Raw genomic sequence first — 17,588 nt, forward strand, 5'->3', positions numbered from 1 at the left:
GCTGGCCTGGCCCGTCACGCCATGCGGAAGGTGCAGACCAGCGTCAGGTGCCGAACCTACTTCGTGCCGTAGATCCGGTCGCCGGCGTCGCCCAGTCCCGGCACGATGTAGCCGTGGTCGTTCAGGTGCGAGTCGATGGCCGCGACCACGATCTCGACCTCGGGGTGGTCGCGCTCGATCACGGCGATCCCCTCCGGCGCGGCCAGGATGCTCATGAGCTTGATGCTGGTCGCCCCGGCGGCCTGCAGGCTGGAGATCGCGGCGCTGGCGCTGCCCCCCGTGGCCAGCATGGGATCGGTCAGGAACACGCGGCGCTCGGCGATGTCGGCGGGGAGTTTGTTGTAGTACGCGACCGGCTGCAGGCTCTGGGGATCACGGTACAGCCCGATGTGCCCCACCTTGGCAGCCGGAACGAGCTGCACGATGGCATCCGTCATGATCAGCCCGGCCCGCAGGATGGCCACCAGCGCCAGCTTCTTGCCGGTCAGCATCGGGAAATCGCCACTCACCAGCGGCGTGTTCAGGGGGTGCGGCTCCGTCTCCAGATCGCGCATCGCCTCGTACGCCAGCAGCAGGCTGACCTCGGCCGCCAGTTCGCGGAATTCCTTGACGCCGGTGCGCTCGTCGCGCATCAGGGAGAGTTTGTGCTGAACCAGGGGATGTGTGACGACGGTGACCATGCGCCCACGATACCCCTGACCCAGGCTCCACCCACCGTCGCCGGGCGCCGACGCTGCCCCGCCCGCGTATGCTGCCGACCATGACGCCTGACCCCACCTATGACCTGACCACCGTGGCCGCCCGCGCCGGCGAGGAGGCCCGGCCGGCCGGCAGCGCCCCCCTGGCCGAACCCATCTACCAGAGCACCGTGTATGCCTTCCCGGATCTGGAGACCCTCGACCGGGCAATGTCCGGCGAGCAGCCGGCCGCGTTCTACTACCGCAACGGCACACCGAACGCCGCCACGCTGGAGCGGGCGCTGGCCGCGCTGGAGGGCACCGAGGCTGCCCTGGTCGCCGCGAGCGGCATGGCCGCGATCAGTGCCGCGCTGCTGGGGGTGCTGAAGGCCGGTGACCACGTGGTCGCGGATTCGCGCCTGTACGGTGTGTCCTACGCGCTTCTGGCCGAGGAATTCCCGCGTCTGGGCATCGAGGTCACCTTCGTCGACGCCTGCGACCACGCCGAGGTCGAGGCAGCCTTCCGGGCCAGCACCCGTGTGCTGCACGTCGAGAGCCTGACCAACCCGCTGCTGACCGTACCGGATGTGCCCGCGCTGGCAGCGCTGGCGCACGCCCACGGAGCGCTGCTGTCGGTGGACAACACCTTCGCCAGCCCCGCCATGTTCCGCCCGGCGCAGCACGGCGCAGATCTGGTCACACACTCGGTCAGCAAGTACCTCAGCGGGCACTCGAACGCCTTCGGAGGCGTGGCGTGCGGACGGGCCGACCTGATCGCCGCGGCCCGCACGCGCCTGCTGCGGCTGGGAGGCACCATGAGCGCCTTCGATGCGTGGATGACCATGCAGGGCCTCAAGACCCTGGGCCTGCGGATGCGGGCACACAGCGGCAATGCCCAGGCGGTCGCCGATGTCCTGGCGAACCATCCGCGCGTGAAGGCCGTCTACCACCCCGGTCTGAGCGACCACCCGCAGTTCCACCTGGCGATGGACCTGTTCCCGCACGGCTTCGGCGGCATGCTCAGCGCCGAGATCGACGACGCGCCGGGCTTCGTCAGGGCGGTGGCCGGGCGCATCCCGCTGGCCCCGAGCCTGGCGGACGTCATAACGACCATCTCGTGGCCGTGGGGTACATCGCACCGCGCCCTGCCGGAAGCCGAACGCCGCCGCCTGGGCATCACGCCGGATCTGCTGCGCCTGAGCGTCGGGATCGAGGACATCGGCGACCTGCTGGGCGATCTGGAGCACGGCCTGGAGACCTGAACGGCGCTGAGGTCACCTCCGTTGAACGGGCATGTCGCTGTGGCTGGCCCTCAGCCTCGGTCACGCTGGCCATCCCGCGTGGTTCACGGACTGGATATGATCTCATCGGTTGGCGATTGTCGGCAACTTGACACGCCCACCTGCCCCTGAGTCTCACGGACTGGATATGAAAGGCGAGAGATCGCATCACAGGGGCCCGGGCCGCGAACCTCACTCCCAGTCCCATTGCCGCCAGTCACTTGGCCGGGCCTCCTGCGGGCTGGGGGTGCGCTCCCGTCCTGGCACCGGATACCACGCATAGACCGCGTTCAGTGCCTCGTCCAGCCGCTGCCGCAGCATGGCCTGGAGCTGCTCGGCCTCGTCGGCACTCAGCTTCCCGATCGTCTCTGCATGGTGCTGGAAGGCGACCTCCAGCCCCGGCAGGTGGGGGTCGCGTGCCTGCCGTACCGCGCCGCGCCGCAGTGGCCGGGGTTCGATGGTCGGCGTGTACGACCGCGCGGCCTCCTCGATCTGCCGCTGCCGCCGAGCGGCCCGCTCGGCGCGGTGGCGTTCCGTCCGCTCGCGCCGGTCGGCCGCCTGTGCCTGGGCGGCCAGGAAGTCGTCACGGCGTTCGGTCTCGTCCACGCGGGCCTCGGCATACAGCTTGACGGGGGGCAGCCGGCGACGGCCCATCTTCAGGCCGTTTGGCCGCGTGCGGTCGTGCTCCCCCAGGTAGCGCGTGATCAGGGCAGGTGTCCAGCCCCGGTCCTTCAGATCCTGCGTGGCCAGGAAGCCGTCAGGGTTCAGGGACATCGGGCACCCCGGCCGGTGCGGTGGGCGGCCTCCATTCACGGCGCAGGAGATCCAGCCGCACGCTGTCGTAGCGCTGGTCGCCGACCAGCCTCGCTTCACGGATCCGGGCGGCCTCGGAAAAGCCCAGCCGGCGCGCCGCCCGGATCATGCGGTCGTTTCCGCCCCAGGTGGTAAACGTCAGGACGTGGGCGTCCGTTTCATCCAGGGTGGCCTGCACCCACAGCGCCAGCGCCCGCGTGCCGATGCCCTGCCCCCAGTGCACGGGGTCGTAGATCAGCACGCCCAGATCCCACCACCCGCCCCCGGCCGGTTCCTCCTCGGAGCGGTTGACCATGCCCACGCACTCGCCATCGAGGTCGATGACCCGCTCGTCGGGCCGGGTCGGCGACTGGGCGAGCTGCTGCACGTACGCACGCAGCGAGGCCGTCGTCGCGGCCGCATGGAAGTACGGCGCGTCCCAGCGCCGCCACTCGGCGTCCGGGTCGGTCAGCCAGCGCTGCAGGACAGGCAGGTCACGGGGCCGCCGCCCCCGGATCGACACCGTGGGACGGGGGAGGGTGGGCGTGCGGGTCACGGGCGCACTATGGCATCCGGGGCGCACACCGTCAGCAGCGCGGCCCACCGTCAGCCGGGGGCCCGGATCACGTCAGCCGGGCCCACAGGGCGGGCAGCAGCACGGCCGCCGCCACCCCGAGCGAGCCCACGGCGGCCACCAGCACTGCGCCGGCCATCGCGTCCTTGGCCGTCCTCGCCAGAGCATGCCACTGCGGACTGACCAGATCCACCACGGCCTCCACGGCGGTGTTCACGAGTTCCAGGGCCAGCACCAGGGCACAGCACAGCACGATGGGAGCCACCGACACCCGCAGCCACATCGCCGCTCCCACGGCGAGCACCGCACACCACACCTCGATCCGGAAATTGGGCTGCGACGTGTAGGTCTGCCGCAGGCCGGCCCACGCGAACCCGGCCGAGCGGCCGAACCGCCGGCCACTCCACGCCGAGCCGCCGGACTTCACGCCCCGCTGGGCAGCGCCGAGGCCGCCGCGTCCCACGCCCCGTGGAAGACCGCCCACTCCGGCCCGGTCGCTCCTTCCTCGAAGCCCAGGCCGTCGGCGTGCGGGTGGTCGTGGCCGACCAGATGGGTCAGGCCGTGGCTGGCCAGCAGCGCCACCTCGCGGGTCAGCGAGTGCCCACGGGCCGTGGCCTGCCGCCCGGCGGTGTCCAGACTGATCACGATGTCGCCCAGATGCGGCGGCATGAAGGGGTCGCCCGGTTCCCAGGTGGGGAAACTCAGGACATCGGTGGCGGCGTCCTCGCCCCAGGTCTCCAGCTTCATGGCACGGATCGCGCGGTCACCGACCAGCACCACCGTGACCTCGCGGTGCTCCACGCCGAAGTGCTGCATGGCCGCGTGCAGGGCCGCGCGCAGCACCGGGCGCAGGCCAGCCGGAGGCGTCTTCCGGACGACGAGATCGATCATGGCTCCAGCGTAGCGCGGAGCCCACCGCCCGCCAGGACACGGCGGAGGCGGTGGGCCCCGGTGAGGTTCAGTCCTGCCGGACCGGTGGGTCGCTCTCGCCTTCAGGGATGGTGGCGAACTCGCCGCGCCGGGCGGCACGTTTGTCCTGCTCGGCCTCCTCGGCGGACTCGTAGGCCTTGATGATCCGTCCGACCAGCGGGTGGCGCACCACGTCCACATCGGTGAACTCGTGCCACGCGATCCCCTCGATGCTGCTCAGGATGCGCTTGGCGACCGCCAGACCGCTGGTGATGTGCCGCGGCAGGTCGATCTGCGTCACGTCACCGGTCACGACCACACGGCTGGAGAACCCCATGCGGGTCAGGAACATCTTCATCTGCTCGCCGGTGGTGTTCTGGGCCTCGTCGAGAATGATGAAGGCGTCGTTCAGGGTGCGCCCGCGCATGAAGGCCAGGGGCGCGATCTCGATTACACCGCTCGTCAGGTATGACTCGAATTTTTCCTGATCCAGCATGTCCTGCAGCGCGTCGTACAGTGGACGCAGGTAGGGGTCGATCTTGGCCTGGAGATCACCGGGCAAAAAGCCCAGTTTCTCGCCGGCCTCGACTGCCGGGCGGGTCAGGATGATGCGTTTGACCTTCTTGGCCTTCAGGGCCTGGACGGCCATGGCGACGGCCATGTAGGTCTTGCCGGTGCCGGCCGGGCCGACCCCGAAGGTGATGTCACTCTTCTCGATCTTCTCGAGGTACAGCTTCTGGCCGGGCGTCTTGGGTTTCAGGCCGCGCGGCAGGTTCAGTCCCGTGACCTGCGTCTCGGCGGCCAGGCTGCGGCCCTCACCGCTCAGACGGGCCGAGCGCAGCAGGCTGTCTGGGGTCAGTTCCCCGCCGCTGCGCACGACATCCAGCGCGTCGCGCACCATGCGTTCGGCCTGCTGGACATCGGTGGGGTCACCAGTCATGGTCACGGTCTCGCCCCGGGCCACCAGCCGGGCGCGGGTCAGTTCACGCATGCGGCGCAGGTTTGCGTCGCCGGCACCGAGCAGGGCATAGGCCTCGCGCTGGTCATTCAGGGTGACGGTCGCGCTGACGGCAGGCACGGTGGAGGCCTTGTCCATGGGGGCGTCGGCCGGGGCGTTCTGGGCAGGGTCAGTCAACGGGGCTCCTGGGCGCACCATAGCGCACCCTCCCCCCAGGCGGACTGGCGGGGAGGGAAAGAATCGTGGGTCATCGCGTCCTGCCCATTGTCGGGAGTCGCCGGCAGGGGCGTCGTGGCCCACCGCACATTCGTGTCCCGGTGGCTGGACGGCGGGGCACGCGCGTGGCGGCCCGGCCCGACCTGCCGGGTCTTGCGGCGCGGCTCACGTGCCACCGATCCCCCGCCGGGGGCGGCGCGTACACTGGACAGGTGACTGTGCTGGATCCCGCCACACCGCCCTGCCGAACCTATCTGTTCGCCGATCCTGCCTCCCATTCCCTGTCGCCGAGGATGCACCGTGCCGCCTTCGCCCACGCCGGACTGGCCGGCGACTATCAGGCCGTGCGGGTGCTCCCGGCCGACCTGGCGACGGCCGTGAGCGGTCTGCGCCGCCCAGACGTGCTGGGGGCGAACATCAGCCTCCCGCACAAGGAGGCGGTCGTGGCGCTGCTGGACGACCTGACACCGGCTGCAAGAGCCATCGGGGCCGTGAACACGGTGATCCACCGCGACGGCCGCCTGACCGGCGACAACACTGACGCGCCCGGCCTGTTCGACGCCCTGGTGGAGGCGGGGGCCGCCGGTGTCGGAGACCGCCCGCGGGACGGGGCCGTGGTGGTGCTCGGCGCGGGCGGCGCGGCGCGGGCGGCCGTGTACGCCGCGCTGATCCTGCTGGAGCGGGACGTGTACGTCGTGAACCGCACCCACGTGCGGGCCGAGGAACTGGCGGCGGCGTGGGCTGCACCGGACGCCGACCATCAGGCCCGGGCCAGGGTGGCCGCCGACGTCCCGTGGGACGACGTCACGCTGGTCATCAACGCCAGCAGCGCGGGCCTGGACGCGCCGGAACAGACGCCGCTGGACGCCGCGTACCTGACGCGCCTGCCCCTGTCGGCCGTGGTCTACGACATGGTGTACCGCCCCGCCCAGACCCGCCTGATGCGTGAAGCGCGGGCGGCGGGCCTGCGGGCCGAGAACGGGCTGGGCATGCTCGCCCAGCAGGCGCGCCTGGCCTTCCAGACATGGACCGGGTGCGACGTGCCGGTGTCCGTCTTCCTGAATGCACTCGCCACGCCGCAGGACGAGGCGAGGTGACCCGACTGAGGACAGGACGCTGGGCCGGGCGTGCCCCGCTGATCGTGATGGCGCTGGTGCTGATCCTCACGACGACCATGTCGCTGGTGCTGTCCCGCTTCGTCCACGACCAGCAGGAGAGCCGCTTCGAGCGGGAGACGGCGGCCGTGAGCGAGGCGCTGACCGCCCGGATCTCAGAGTACGAACGCCTGCTCTACGCCACCCGTGCTGCGTGGCAGGTGCATCCCGACCTGCTCGATCCGGACGACTTCCGTGCGTTCGCCGCCAACCTGAAACTCACAGACGAGTACCCGGGCATCCAGACCATCGGCTACGCCGCGCTGCTGCCGCCAGGGACGGAGGCGGCGGCATTCACGGCCCAGATGCGGCGGCGGGTCTCACCGTCCTGGACCCTGCAGCAGGGCCCGTCACCGCAGCCGACCCGCGCGCCCGTCGCGCTGCTGTACACCAACGGCACAGCGGATTACCGGGCACTGGGCTTCGACCTGTACAGCGAGCCCCGCCGCCGCGCCGCGCTCGGGGCCAGCGAGCAGAGTGGCACGGTGCAGGGCTCCAGACGGCTCACCCTGCGGCAGCCGGGTGCAGACGGTCAGGTGCTGGACGGCTTCGTGATGGTGGTGCCGGTCACCCGTGTCGGGAGCAACACGCCCCGACCCGACGGGTTCCTGTACATCGCGGTGCGTGCCGACCGGCTGGTGCAGGGGCTGCTCTCGCCGCAGACCGTCCGGCCCATGACCACCGAGATCCGGCTGGACGGCGAATTGCTGGGATCACCGGCCGCGGCGGGTGCCGTGGAATTCCGGCAGACCGAGGAGCGCACCCTGGCCGGGCAGCGGTGGACGCTGCGGTTTACGGCCGACAGCGCCTTCGGGCAGGATTTCGCGGCGATCACGCCCCTGCTCACGCTGCTGGGCGGCCTGCTCACGGCAGGACTGGCGTATCTGGTGGTTCAGGCGCAGGTGCGGGCGCGCAGCCGCGCGGAGGAACTCAACGTGTCTCTCGCCGTGGCCCGCAGCCGCCAGGAGCAGGCCCGCGCCGAGTTCGAGGCGATCTTCCACTCCATGCAGGACGCAGCGGCGTTCACCGACGAGGTCGGGCTGATCCGGCTGGTGAACCCGGTATTGCGGGCCCAGTTCCGGCTGCCGGACGACCGGCTGATCGGTCAGCCGCTGTCGGTGCTGCACGCCGATCTGGGGCTGGCGGCGCGGGAGTCGTTCCAGTCGATCACCACCCCCTACGTGCGGGGGGACGGCACGGTCTTTGCGGGCGAGGCCCAGCGCAGCGAGGTGCTCGATCCGGACGGGCGGCGGCTGGGCCTGCTGGAGGTCGTGCGCGACGTGAGCGAACGTGTTCAGGCCGAGCAGACGGTGCAGGCCGCGCAGCGGCGCTACCGCGGTCTGCTGGACGCCGTACCGTTCATCGTGCGGGTCAGCGATCCTGCCGGTCACGTGACCTTCGTGAACGCCCGCCACCACGAACTGCTGGGCACAGACGACCTGACCGCGTGCCTGTCTGCAGAAGACCGCGTGGCCTACGCGACGCTGCGCGACACCGCCACGGCCACGCAGCGGCCGGTGCGCCGTGACATGCAGCTGACCCTGCCAGGGGGCGAGCGCCACTGGTTCACCCTGACCCACGCGCCGTTCCGGGACGAGCGCGGCGAGGTGGTCGAGTGGGTCACCAGCGTGACCGACATCCACGACCGCCTGCTGGCGGAACGCCTCGCGCAGCGCAACGAGGAACGGTACCGGGGGGTGCTGGAGGGCCTGCCGCAGATCGTGTGGCTCACCGATGCCGACGGCCGCCCGGTGTACTACAACCGGCAGTGGACGGCGTACGTGGGACAGGCCCGCTCGGGCCAGGACTTCGCGTCGCTCATCCATCCGGCGGACCGGGCCACGTACCGTCACCGCTGGGACACGGCCGTGAAGGCCACCCGGCCCTTTGAGGCCGAGCACCGGCTGCTCGGGCAGACCGGGACGTACCGCACGTTCGTCACCCGGGCCCAGCCCGTGCTGGACTCCGGCGGTCAGGTGATCGAGTGGGTGGGCACCTCGACCGATGTGGACGATTCGGTGTACGCCGAGAACGCGGCGCGGCTCACGGCGGACGTGTCCGGCCAGCTCGCCTCCCGCCGCGCGGCCGGCAGCGGCTACCGACACGCGCCGTATGTCTCGGCGCTGGATCTGCTCACCACGCGGTTCGTGGACAGCGCCGCGCTGTGGCGTGCCGGGCCGCTGACCCTGGCCGCCCGTTCGGCCCGGCATCCCGGCTGGGACGCGCCCCACCTGCGGGCCGAGGTGACCCAGGCCCTGGCGGCCGTCATGGCCACGGGCGAACGGCTGTCGCTGCCGATGCATCCACTGCTGCACGCCGTGAACGCCTCCGGAGCGATGCTGCTCCCCCTGACGGCCCAGGACGGCACCCTGTGTGGGATCCTGGGCCTCGCGTACCGGCACGCCCTGACCGAGCGTGACGTCGAACTGGCCCAGGAACTCGCCAAGCGCTTCGCGTCTGCCCTGGAGAACGACGCGCTGCAAGACCGCGTGACGGCCGCGCAGGAGGATCTCACGGCGCTGAACCAGTCGCTGGAGGAACGCGTGCAGCTGCGCACGATGGAGCTGGAGGCCGCCAACCGGGAACTCGAGGCCTTCAGCTACTCGGTCAGCCATGACCTGAGGACACCGCTGCGGCACATCGTGGGGTTCGGGGACCTCCTCAGCAAGGAGGCCGGTCAGGCCAGCCTCAGCACGAAGGGCCACCGGTACCTGGGGATCATCACCGAATCGGCGTCCCGCATGAGCACGCTGATCGACGACCTGCTGGAGTTCTCGCGCATGGGCCGCCAGGAACTGCGGGTCGGCGCGGTCGACCTCGGGCCCCTGATCCAGACCACGTGGGGCGCGCTGGAACCCGATCGCCAGGGCCGGGACGTGACGCTGCACGTGGGTGACCTGCCGGTCGTGACCGGCGACGCCACCATGTTGAATCTGGTGTTCACGAACCTGCTCAGCAACGCGCTCAAGTATTCCCGAACCCGTGAGCACGCCGTCATCGACGTGAGCGCGGTCACCGGAAACGATGAAGTGTCCATCACGGTTCGGGACAACGGCGTGGGCTTCGATCCCCGTTACACGGATAAACTGTTCGGCGTGTTCCAGCGACTGCACCGCGCCGACGAATTCGAGGGGATCGGCATCGGCCTGGCCAATGTCAGACGGATCGTCGGCCGTCACGGTGGCCGGGTCTCGGCCACGTCCACGCCCGACGAGGGGGCGGCCTTCACGGTCACGCTGCCCCGGAGGTTTCCGCAGTGACCGGCGCTCCAGATGTCCAGGGGATGTACCGCAGCGTCCGGCCCGGCGAGGTGCTGCGCATCCTGCACCTCGAGGACAACGAACTCGACCACGAGCTGGTGTCCTTCCATCTGGAGGGCGAGGTGCCGTGGACGGTGCAGATCACCCGCGTCGAGGACGAAGCGGGCTTCCTGAAGGCCCTGCGCGACGGTCGCCCCCACCTGATCCTGAGTGACTTCGCCCTGCCGACCTACGACGGCCTGAGTGCGTTCCGTGCCGCCCACGCCACCCTGCCCGACGTGCCCTTCATCATCGTGACCGGGGCCATGGGCGAGGAGACCGCCGTGGACACGCTGCGGGAGGGCGTGACCGACTACATCCTCAAGCAGCGTCTGGAACGCCTGGCCCCCGCCGTCAAGCGCGCCATCGCGGAGGTCGATGCCCAGGTCAGCCGCGCCCTGGCTGAGCAGGAGGTTCGGCAGCTCAACCGCGACCTCAAGACCCGCCTGGACGAGGTCGAGCGCCTGCGCAACGTGGCCGAGCGCCAGAGCCAGCGCCTGGAGATCCAGGCCCGGCAGCTCGAGGAAGCGCTAAACATGCAGAAGACCTTCCTGGCCGAGACCAGCCACGAGCTGCGCACCCCGCTGACGGCCCTGCACGGCTACCTGCGCCGCGCCGAGCGCGAGGTGGGCGGCAGCCAGACCCTGCTGGACGCCCAGCGCGTCGCGGAGAACATGACCCGCTTGGTGAACGACCTGCTGCAGCTGTCGCGCGGCGAACTCGTACAGAGCATCGAGATGCATTTCATGAACCTGGGCCACCTGCTGCGCCAGGTCGGCCGCGACTTCGGGGTGCGCGCTCCGGAGGAGAACCTGGAGATCGTGGGCGACCCCGGGCGGCTCACCCAGGTCTTCGTGAATCTGGTGACCAACGCCCTACGGGTCAGCGGATCGCCCGAGCGGGTCTATCTGGAGGCCAGCCCGCGCCCCGGCGAGATCGAGGTGCGCGTCGTCGATCACGGTCCCGGCGTGCCGGATCACGTCAAGCCGAAGATCTTCGACAAGTTCTACCGGGGCAAGGAAGCCGGCTCGGCTGGCCTGGGACTGACCATCGCGCAACAGGTCGTCACAGCTCACGGCGGCACGATCGACGTCGTGGACACGCCGGGCGGCGGCGCGACCTTCCGCGTGCGGCTGCCGCTGCCGGAAGAGGACGATTAGGGAACGGGATGAGGGACAGGGGTCGAGTGACGGGGAAGGGCTGAGGCGCCTCAGTCTGACCCAGAGCACAGAGCTCAGAGGCGTCACCACAGCTCTACTCCAGCCGCGCCCGCCGCACCGCCGCCGCGCTAGCCTGACGGCATGAAGAAGTCACTGAACATCACCTGGCTGGGCGAACAGCGGTACGTGGGGGTCAATCCCTCGGGGCAGCAGCTCCTGATCGACAACTCGCCCACCAAGATCGGCGTGTCGCCCATGGACGCCCTGCTGGGGGCGCTGGCGACGTGCACGGCGGTGGACATCGTGGACATCATGGCCAAGAAGCGCACTCCTCTGAGCACGTACCGGATCGAGGTCGAGGGCGAGCGGGCCGAGACCCACCCGAAGCGCTACACGCACATCACCGTGCGGCACATCGCCAGCGGACCCGGCGTGACCGCCGAGGCGCTGGGCAAGGCTGCCCACCTGAGCCATGAGAAGTACTGCTCGGTCGCCGCGTCCCTGAACGCCGAGATCCACGTCGAGGCGGTGCTGGAGGACGCGGCGGTGTCGTCCTGACCGGACTGGTCAGGGTGTGGTCGGCGTGGGCGCGGTGCTGGCCTGCGCCGCTGCCTTCGCCTTCGCGGCATCCTTGGCAATGCGGGCGTGCATCTGTTCCAGTTCGCCGGTGCACGGGGTCTGACCGGGCAGGGCGTGGTTGCGCTCGTCCAGCTTCACGCACCAGCGGGCACCGAACATCTTGGCGGCGGCGCTCAGGCCGGGGCCGGAACCCTCGCCGCCGTTCTGGAAGAAGGTGACGACCAGGAAATTCGGCGTCTGGCCGTTCCCGATCGGGCCGTAGCCCTCGTACCACGCGTTGGTATACGCGTAGCCCTTGCGGAAACTCACGCCGTTCTCGGCGGTGCCGGTCTTGCCGCCGGTACGCACCGGGAAGTAGTTCGGTCCCAGGACATGCTGCGCGGTGCCCCAGCGGGTCGTCCCGGCCGTGGTGATCGCCATGCCGTCCTTGATCAGCTGGAAATCCTTGACGTTGCCCGGCACCCGCTCGCTGGGCCGCCTGACGGGCTTGCCCTCGACGGCATGCAGCAGCGACAGTGGCCGGCGTACGCCCAGATTCACGATGGTCGACAGCGCCGACGTGACCTGGGCGGGCGTGACCAGCAGTGAATCCTGCCCGATGGCGAAGGACAGTGCCTGGCCGGGGTAGTACACCAGCGGCTCCTCACCGGCGGCCCGGCGGCGCTCGTTCGCCTTCGCGAAGGTCTCCTTGAAGTGCTCCGGGCTGGGGATGTAGCCGGTCTTCTCGCCGGTCAGTTCCAGCCCCGTCTCGCGGCCGAAGCCCAGCTCCTGCGCGCGGCGACCCAGGTAGTTGGCGTACGTGATCGGATCGGCGGCGATGGCCGCCTGGTAGTACCACGTGTTGCACGAGAACGCGATGGCGAGTTTTCCGTCCACGTTCCCCAGGCTGCCGCTACGGTGCCAGTTGTACCGGGGGCCGCCGAACCGGATCGACGGCGCACAGTTGTATGTGCGGTTGCCCCACTTCTCGATGAACGCCAGCGTCGAGGTCGGCTTGAACACGCTGCCCGAATCGAAGGTCTGCACGGCGCGGTTCTGCATCACGGCGTCCACGCTGTTCGAGGTCAGGGCCTTGGTGCGGGCCTCCGGATCCGGACTGGGCACCCGCGAGAACCAGTTGGGGTCGTAGGTGGGGCTGCTCGCCATGGCGAGCACCTCGTTGGTGCGCGGATCAATGGCGATGATCGCGCCGCGTGCCACGGTCTCGGGCGGCACCTTGTACTTGGCACGCCCGGCGTTGACCTCCTTCAGGGAGTCGCGCAGGGCCTGTTCCGCGGTGCGCTGAAGCACCGAGTCGATCGACAGCGTGATGTCCTGTCCCTGCTGGCCGGGATCGATGACCCGCTCGGTCTGCGGGCGGCCGGTGGCGGTCACCTCACGGCGCAGCAGGCCGTTCTTTCCCTCCAGGGTCTTCTGGAGGCTGTACTCCAGCCCGGCGCGGCCCACCAGGTCGCCCACGGTGTAGCCCTCGTCCTTGACCTGGGCCTCGGTCGCCTCCTGCACGTAGCCGAGCAGGTGGGCGGCCATCTTGTGCTGGGGGTAGATGCGCTCCAGGCGGGGGCGCAGTTCCAGCGACGGGATCAGCACGGTGTATTCGTACAGCGCCGCGAGGTTCTTCTCCGGCACGTTGCGGGCCAGGATGACCTCGGTCTCCGTCTTGCGGTCCGGTTCGATGGGCCTTCCGGCCGCGATCATCTCCGGGGCGATGCCCGCCAGATACACGATCTTGTCCCACGAGGGCAGGGCCAGGGCCCGCTCCTCCGGGTCGCGCCGCCCGGTGTAGACCAGATCGACCGCCTGCCGGTTGGTCGCCAGCAGCACGCCGTCGCGGGTACGGATCTCGCCGCGCAGTGCCCGGACGACCTCATCGCGCTGGAAGTTGCTGGTCGACTGCACGGCGTACTGGCTGTGCTCCACGATCTGGAGCTGGTACAGCCGGGCCCCGAGGGCTCCCAGCGCGACACTGAAGAACAGCGCCGTCCACGTGACCCGCGCGGCGCCGTTCGAGCGGGCCCGGACAGGTGACAACGCCGACGCGCCGCCAGCCCGGCCGCTGGCCCGCCGGCGCAGGCGGTCACGGCGATCCAGGGCGTCGCCGGCCCGGCTCACGACAGATCCTCGGGGGACGAGCGCGGCCCCAGGCCCCAGGTGATGACGCGTTCCCACACGCCTGCCAGGATAAGCGTTCCGGCGAACAGCACCGGAACCGTCCTCACCAGCAGCGGCACCGTGACCAGATCCGAGCGCAGCCAGTACGTCAGGGCCAGGAAGGCCGCCCACTCGCCCACGACCGCCGCCACCACCGTCAGCAGGCCCTGCACCGGGCCACTGTTCGAGAAGTACCGCCGCACGACCATCACCAGCAGCGCCCCGCCGGCCACCCCGGCCGCGTGCAGCCCCAGCAGGCCGCCCCCCAGGACGTCCTGCAGCAGGCCCACTGCGAACGCGGCGACGAGCGCCCACGCGGGCCGGAAGCGCCACGCCACGCCGGCGCCGGTCAGCAGGAACAGATCCGGCGCGGCGATGGCGGCGGCGTCCGCAAGGCGCGAGAGCAGGCCCTGCACGGCGATCAGCGCCACCACATATCCGGCCGCCCGCAGGATCCGGATCGAGCGGCGGCGGGGCCGCTCAATGGTCACAGGCCCTCCAGGATCGTGACGTCCTCGACCACGCCGACATCCACCGCCGGTTTCACGATCACCACGCGGCTCACGTCGTTCGGGCCGAGCGGCATGACCTGTTCGACCGTGCCCACGCGGATGCCGACCGGGAACACGCCCCCCAGGCTGTTCGTGACCAGCACGTCCCCGACCTTGACCGGCACCGAGCGCGAGAACTCTGCCCGCAGTCGGTCTGGCGGCAGGCCCCGGGCCAGCCCCCGGCCGCCCTTGTTGCCGTCCAGGCTCACGCCCACGCTGCTCTCCGGATCCACGAGCGCGACCACCGTGGACTGGGACGCGGCCACGTCGGTGACCTGGCCGATCAGGCCGCCGGGCACCGTCACTGGCATCCGGATGCGCACGCCGGCATTGCGGCCCAGGTTCAGCGTCAGCCGCGCGGTGAGCGTGGTCGGCGACACCGCCACGACCTGCGCGATTCCCACGGCGTTGGGCGCCTGCGTCCGGGTGATCACGTCCAGCTGACGCAGGCGGGCCGCCTCGCGGGTGAGCAGCTCGTTGCGCTGGCGCAGGACGTCATTCTGGCGGCGCAGCTCGGCATTGTCGCGGGCCAGGGCACGCTCGTGAACCAGCGAGTCGTAGGCGTGGCGCAGGTTGTCCGCGACCGTCACGCTCACCCGCGTGATCGGCACGGTCGTGGAGCGCAGCGCGGTCGGAGCGACCACCTGAAACCGGGTCGCGACCATGCTGAGTCCCAGCAGCAGCGCGTACACCAGCAGCAGCCGCCGCCAGTTCACGCCGGGCCAGCCTCCGCCACGTGCCCACGGAGGTCGTTCCACACCGGAACGCCCGCCGCCCGCAGCCGGCGGATCACGACCGACAGCGGAAACCCGACCACGGTGCTGTATTCACCCTCGACCCGCTCCACCAGGGCCATGCCCAGCGCCTGGATGCCGTAGCCGCCGGCCTTGTCGAGCCCCTCGCCCGACGCGGCGTAGTGCGCGATCTCGGCGGGACTGAGCGACCGGAAGGTCACGTCGGCGCGGGCCACCTCGGTGTCCTCCCGGTCAGGGCCGACCACCGCGACGCCCGTGTAGACCTGATGGGTGCGGCCCGACAGCAGCCTCAGGAACGCGGCGTTCTCGTCGGCGTCCGTGGGCTTGCCCAGCAACCGGCTCCCGAGCGCGACCACGGTGTCCGATCCGATCACGACCGCGCCGGGGATCTCGCGTGCCACCGTCCGCGCCTTCTGGAGCGCCAGCTCACCCGCCAGGGCGGCCGGTTCCTGCGTGACGCTCTCCTCGGGGTCGCCGCTGACCTGCACCGTGAAGGGCACGCCGAGCAGGGTCAGCAGCTCGCGCCGCCGGGGGCTGCCGGACGCCAGCACGACCGTGGGCCCCCCGGCATCCACGCCGGGTACGGGTTCAGACATCAGTAGCCCTCGCCCATCCGGTCGCCGGCCACCAGCGCCACGCCGCCCGAGGTGCCCAGGCGGGTCGCACCGGCCTCGATCATGGCCTGCGCGTCGGCGGCCGAGCGCACGCCGCCCGCTGCCTTGATCTGTGCGCGGCCAGCAATCACGTCGCGCATCAGACGCACGTCCTCGGGGGTCGCGCCGCCGGTGCCGAAGCCGGTGCTGGTCTTCACGAAGTCGGCGCCGCCCTGCACGGCGGCCTCGGTGGCCCGGCGCTTCTGCTCCTCGTTCAGGTAGCAGGTCTCGATGATGACCTTCAGGACATGCCCCGCCGTGGCGTCACGCACCGCCTGGACGTCGGCCTGTACGGCGGCCCAGTCGCCCGCCAGGGCCGCGCCGATATGGATCACCATGTCCACCTCGTCGGCGCCCAGTGCCACGCTGGTGCGCGCCTCGTCGGCCTTCTGCTGCGGGGTCACGGCCCCCAGCGGAAAGCCGCACACGGTGGCGACCTTCACGCCGCTGCCCGAGAGCAGCCGGGCCGCTAGCGGGACATACACGGGATTGATACACACCGCGTAGAAGGCGTGCTGACGAGCCTCGGCACAGAGCTGTTCGATGTCGGCGGGCGTGGCCGTGGCCTTCAGGAGGGTGTGGTCGATGTACGGCGCGAGCTTCACGCCCCCAGCATACGCACCCTCGCCCCACTGCGCTCAACTGCCTAAAGGTGCAGGGCACGCCGCCCGCCGGGGCTGCGTTAGCCTGGGCGCATGACGACCCCCGTCCACATCCCGGTTCCCGGTGAACCCTTCCCCGACTTCGCCCTGCCGGATGCCCACGGCAGCGTCCACACCCTGTCCGGTCTGCGGGGACGCTACGTGGTGCTGTACGCGTACCCCAAGGACGACACCCCCGGCTGCACGAAGGAGGCCTGCGACTTCCGCGACAACGCGCTGCTGCGCGCCCACGGCGCCGCGATCCTGGGCATCAGCGCCGATGACGCGGACAGCCATGGGGCCTTTGCGGCCAAGTACGACTTGCCGTTTCCGCTTCTGAGCGACATGGACTCTGCGTTCCTGCGGAACATCGGCACCTTCGGTGAGAAGACCAGCTTCGGTAAGGTCACCCAGGGCATCCGCCGTCAGACCTTCCTGATCGACCCGGACGGCCGCCTCGTGAAGGCGTGGCTGAATGTGAAGGTGGACGGCCACGCCGATGCCGTCGCCGCCGCCATGACGAAGGATCAAGCACGGCATGGGTGAGCCCCTGAATCTGGAGGCCCTGAAGCAGCAGGCCGCTGTCCGTGCCACCGATCTCGTGCGCAGCGGCATGCGCGTCGGCCTGGGCACCGGCAGCACGGCGAAATACGCCATCGAGGAGATCGGACGGCGTGTGGGCAGCGGCGAGCTGACCGGCATCGTGGGGGTGGCCACCAGCGAGGCCAGCGACGTGCTGGCGCGGCAGGTGGGGATCGTGGTCGAGCCGCTCGACCCGCGTCCACTGGACATCGCCATCGACGGCGCGGACGAGATCGACCCGCAGCTCGACCTGATCAAGGGTCTGGGCGGCGCCCTGCTGCGCGAGAAGCTCACCGAGATTCAGACCGGCACGCTGGTCATCATTGCCGACCACACCAAGACCGTCGCCCACCTGGGCCAGAAGGCCCCGGTGCCCATCGAGATCGCCCGCTTCGGGTTCCTGAGCACCATCGAACGTCTGCGGGCCATCCTGCCCGGCGGCCGGCTGCGTCAGCCAGGAGCCCAGCCCTACGTGACTGACAACGGCAACTACATCTACGACGGACAGCTGCCGCCCGAATTTGATCCCGCCGTGCTGGAGCGCCAGCTCAAGGGCACGCTGGGCGTCGTCGAGACGGGCTTCTTCCTGGGCATGGCGACGCACGCCTTCGTGGCCGCCCCGGACGGGGTTCAGGAATACCGGCGCAGGTAGGGGAGGGG

General features: G+C 70.4%; 18 protein-coding genes. 7 read left to right on the forward strand and 11 right to left on the reverse strand.

Annotated features, from left to right (window positions below):
- Positions 1 to 56: 56 nt before the first annotated feature.
- The gene (upp, locus tag U2P90_RS10745) at positions 57 to 680 is read right to left on the reverse strand and encodes a uracil phosphoribosyltransferase (RefSeq protein WP_295817338.1); all 624 of its coding nucleotides are present in this window, start codon (positions 678 to 680) and stop codon (positions 57 to 59) included.
- Positions 681 to 760: 80 nt separating this feature from the next.
- Between upp and U2P90_RS10750 the strand changes: the two genes are divergently transcribed.
- Positions 761 to 1,939: a trans-sulfuration enzyme family protein gene (locus tag U2P90_RS10750; RefSeq protein WP_322472093.1), complete on the forward strand. Its 1,179-nt coding sequence runs from the start codon at positions 761 to 763 to the stop codon at positions 1,937 to 1,939.
- Positions 1,940 to 2,149: 210 nt separating this feature from the next.
- Here U2P90_RS10750 and U2P90_RS10755 read toward each other — a convergent pair whose 3' ends face one another.
- From U2P90_RS10755 to U2P90_RS10775, 5 genes are all read right to left on the reverse strand, one after another.
- A complete protein-coding gene (locus U2P90_RS10755; protein WP_295817342.1) occupies positions 2,150 to 2,731 on the reverse strand; it encodes a hypothetical protein in 582 nt (193 codons plus the stop codon).
- Positions 2,715 to 3,305 (reverse strand): GNAT family N-acetyltransferase, encoded by a 591-nt coding sequence (locus U2P90_RS10760; protein WP_322472094.1) that lies wholly within the window; start codon positions 3,303 to 3,305, stop codon positions 2,715 to 2,717. The genes U2P90_RS10755 and U2P90_RS10760 overlap by 17 nt, the downstream gene beginning before the upstream one ends.
- Positions 3,306 to 3,372: 67 nt before the next feature.
- Positions 3,373 to 3,750 carry a diacylglycerol kinase gene (locus U2P90_RS10765; RefSeq protein WP_322472095.1) on the reverse strand — a complete coding sequence of 126 codons (378 nt, stop codon included), beginning with the start codon at positions 3,748 to 3,750 and terminating at the stop codon, positions 3,373 to 3,375.
- On the reverse strand, positions 3,747 to 4,214 hold the full coding sequence (ybeY, locus tag U2P90_RS10770) for an rRNA maturation RNase YbeY (protein WP_322472096.1): 468 nt from the start codon (positions 4,212 to 4,214) through the stop codon (positions 3,747 to 3,749). The genes U2P90_RS10765 and ybeY overlap by 4 nt, the downstream gene beginning before the upstream one ends.
- 67 nt (positions 4,215 to 4,281) lie before the next feature.
- Positions 4,282 to 5,328, reverse strand: a complete 1,047-nt coding sequence (locus U2P90_RS10775; RefSeq protein WP_295817372.1) for a PhoH family protein — start codon at positions 5,326 to 5,328, stop codon at positions 4,282 to 4,284.
- A 290-nt stretch (positions 5,329 to 5,618) separates the two neighbouring features.
- Here U2P90_RS10775 and aroE point away from each other — a divergent pair, with 290 nt between their 5' ends.
- The 4 genes from aroE to U2P90_RS10795 all read left to right on the forward strand — a co-directional run bounded on the left by aroE (position 5,619) and on the right by U2P90_RS10795 (position 11,577).
- Positions 5,619 to 6,503 (forward strand): shikimate dehydrogenase, encoded by an 885-nt coding sequence (gene aroE / locus U2P90_RS10780; protein ID WP_322472097.1) that lies wholly within the window; start codon positions 5,619 to 5,621, stop codon positions 6,501 to 6,503.
- Complete coding sequence (locus tag U2P90_RS10785; RefSeq protein ID WP_322472098.1) at positions 6,500 to 9,820, forward strand: PAS domain S-box protein; 3,321 nt, start codon at positions 6,500 to 6,502, stop codon at positions 9,818 to 9,820. Before aroE ends, U2P90_RS10785 begins: the two co-directional genes overlap by 4 nt.
- A 23-nt stretch (positions 9,821 to 9,843) precedes the next feature.
- On the forward strand, positions 9,844 to 11,019 hold the full coding sequence (locus U2P90_RS10790) for an ATP-binding protein (protein WP_322474692.1): 1,176 nt from the start codon (positions 9,844 to 9,846) through the stop codon (positions 11,017 to 11,019).
- Positions 11,020 to 11,160: 141 nt separating this feature from the next.
- Complete coding sequence (locus U2P90_RS10795; RefSeq protein WP_322472099.1) at positions 11,161 to 11,577, forward strand: OsmC family protein; 417 nt, start codon at positions 11,161 to 11,163, stop codon at positions 11,575 to 11,577.
- Positions 11,578 to 11,586: 9 nt separating this feature from the next.
- Here the strand turns inward: U2P90_RS10795 and U2P90_RS10800 are convergent, their stop codons facing one another.
- From U2P90_RS10800 to deoC, 5 genes are read right to left on the reverse strand one after another with little or no spacing between them, the layout of a single operon-like run.
- Positions 11,587 to 13,707 carry a peptidoglycan D,D-transpeptidase FtsI family protein gene (locus U2P90_RS10800; RefSeq protein ID WP_322472100.1) on the reverse strand — a complete coding sequence of 707 codons (2,121 nt, stop codon included), beginning with the start codon at positions 13,705 to 13,707 and terminating at the stop codon, positions 11,587 to 11,589.
- On the reverse strand, positions 13,704 to 14,237 hold the full coding sequence (locus tag U2P90_RS10805) for a Rod shape-determining protein MreD (protein ID WP_322472101.1): 534 nt from the start codon (positions 14,235 to 14,237) through the stop codon (positions 13,704 to 13,706). The genes U2P90_RS10800 and U2P90_RS10805 overlap by 4 nt, the downstream gene beginning before the upstream one ends.
- Positions 14,234 to 15,013, reverse strand: a complete 780-nt coding sequence (gene mreC, locus U2P90_RS10810) for a rod shape-determining protein MreC (protein WP_295817364.1) — start codon at positions 15,011 to 15,013, stop codon at positions 14,234 to 14,236. The genes U2P90_RS10805 and mreC overlap by 4 nt, the downstream gene beginning before the upstream one ends.
- A complete protein-coding gene (locus tag U2P90_RS10815) occupies positions 15,010 to 15,648 on the reverse strand; it encodes a Maf family nucleotide pyrophosphatase (RefSeq protein ID WP_322472102.1) in 639 nt (212 codons plus the stop codon). Before U2P90_RS10815 ends, mreC begins: the two co-directional genes overlap by 4 nt.
- Positions 15,648 to 16,310 (reverse strand): deoxyribose-phosphate aldolase, encoded by a 663-nt coding sequence (gene deoC, locus U2P90_RS10820; protein WP_322472103.1) that lies wholly within the window; start codon positions 16,308 to 16,310, stop codon positions 15,648 to 15,650. The genes U2P90_RS10815 and deoC overlap by 1 nt, the downstream gene beginning before the upstream one ends.
- A 90-nt stretch (positions 16,311 to 16,400) precedes the next feature.
- Here deoC and U2P90_RS10825 point away from each other — a divergent pair, with 90 nt between their 5' ends.
- Together U2P90_RS10825 and rpiA are read left to right on the forward strand one after the other, a co-directional pair.
- Entirely contained in the window at positions 16,401 to 16,892 is a 492-nt protein-coding gene (locus U2P90_RS10825; protein ID WP_322472104.1) for a peroxiredoxin, read from the forward strand.
- On the forward strand, positions 16,885 to 17,580 hold the full coding sequence (rpiA, locus tag U2P90_RS10830) for a ribose 5-phosphate isomerase A (protein ID WP_322472105.1): 696 nt from the start codon (positions 16,885 to 16,887) through the stop codon (positions 17,578 to 17,580). Before U2P90_RS10825 ends, rpiA begins: the two co-directional genes overlap by 8 nt.
- The last annotated feature ends 8 nt before the right edge of the window (positions 17,581 to 17,588 follow it).

This window comes from Deinococcus sp. AB2017081, assembly GCF_034440735.1.
Classification (GTDB): Bacteria; Deinococcota; Deinococci; order Deinococcales; family Deinococcaceae; genus Deinococcus; species Deinococcus rufus.

Coding starts and splice junctions, on each gene's coding strand:
- upp (WP_295817338.1), bottom strand. CDS start 680: ATGGTCACCGTCGTCACACATCCCCTGGTTCAGCACAAACTCTCCCTG.
- U2P90_RS10750 (WP_322472093.1), top strand. CDS start 761: ATGACGCCTGACCCCACCTATGACCTGACCACCGTGGCCGCCCGCGCC.
- U2P90_RS10755 (WP_295817342.1), bottom strand. CDS start 2,731: ATGTCCCTGAACCCTGACGGCTTCCTGGCCACGCAGGATCTGAAGGAC.
- ybeY (WP_322472096.1), bottom strand. CDS start 4,214: ATGATCGATCTCGTCGTCCGGAAGACGCCTCCGGCTGGCCTGCGCCCG.
- U2P90_RS10775 (WP_295817372.1), bottom strand. CDS start 5,328: ATGGACAAGGCCTCCACCGTGCCTGCCGTCAGCGCGACCGTCACCCTG.
- U2P90_RS10790 (WP_322474692.1), top strand. CDS start 9,844: ATGTACCGCAGCGTCCGGCCCGGCGAGGTGCTGCGCATCCTGCACCTC.
- U2P90_RS10795 (WP_322472099.1), top strand. CDS start 11,161: ATGAAGAAGTCACTGAACATCACCTGGCTGGGCGAACAGCGGTACGTG.
- U2P90_RS10815 (WP_322472102.1), bottom strand. CDS start 15,648: ATGTCTGAACCCGTACCCGGCGTGGATGCCGGGGGGCCCACGGTCGTG.
- U2P90_RS10825 (WP_322472104.1), top strand. CDS start 16,401: ATGACGACCCCCGTCCACATCCCGGTTCCCGGTGAACCCTTCCCCGAC.
- rpiA (WP_322472105.1), top strand. CDS start 16,885: ATGGGTGAGCCCCTGAATCTGGAGGCCCTGAAGCAGCAGGCCGCTGTC.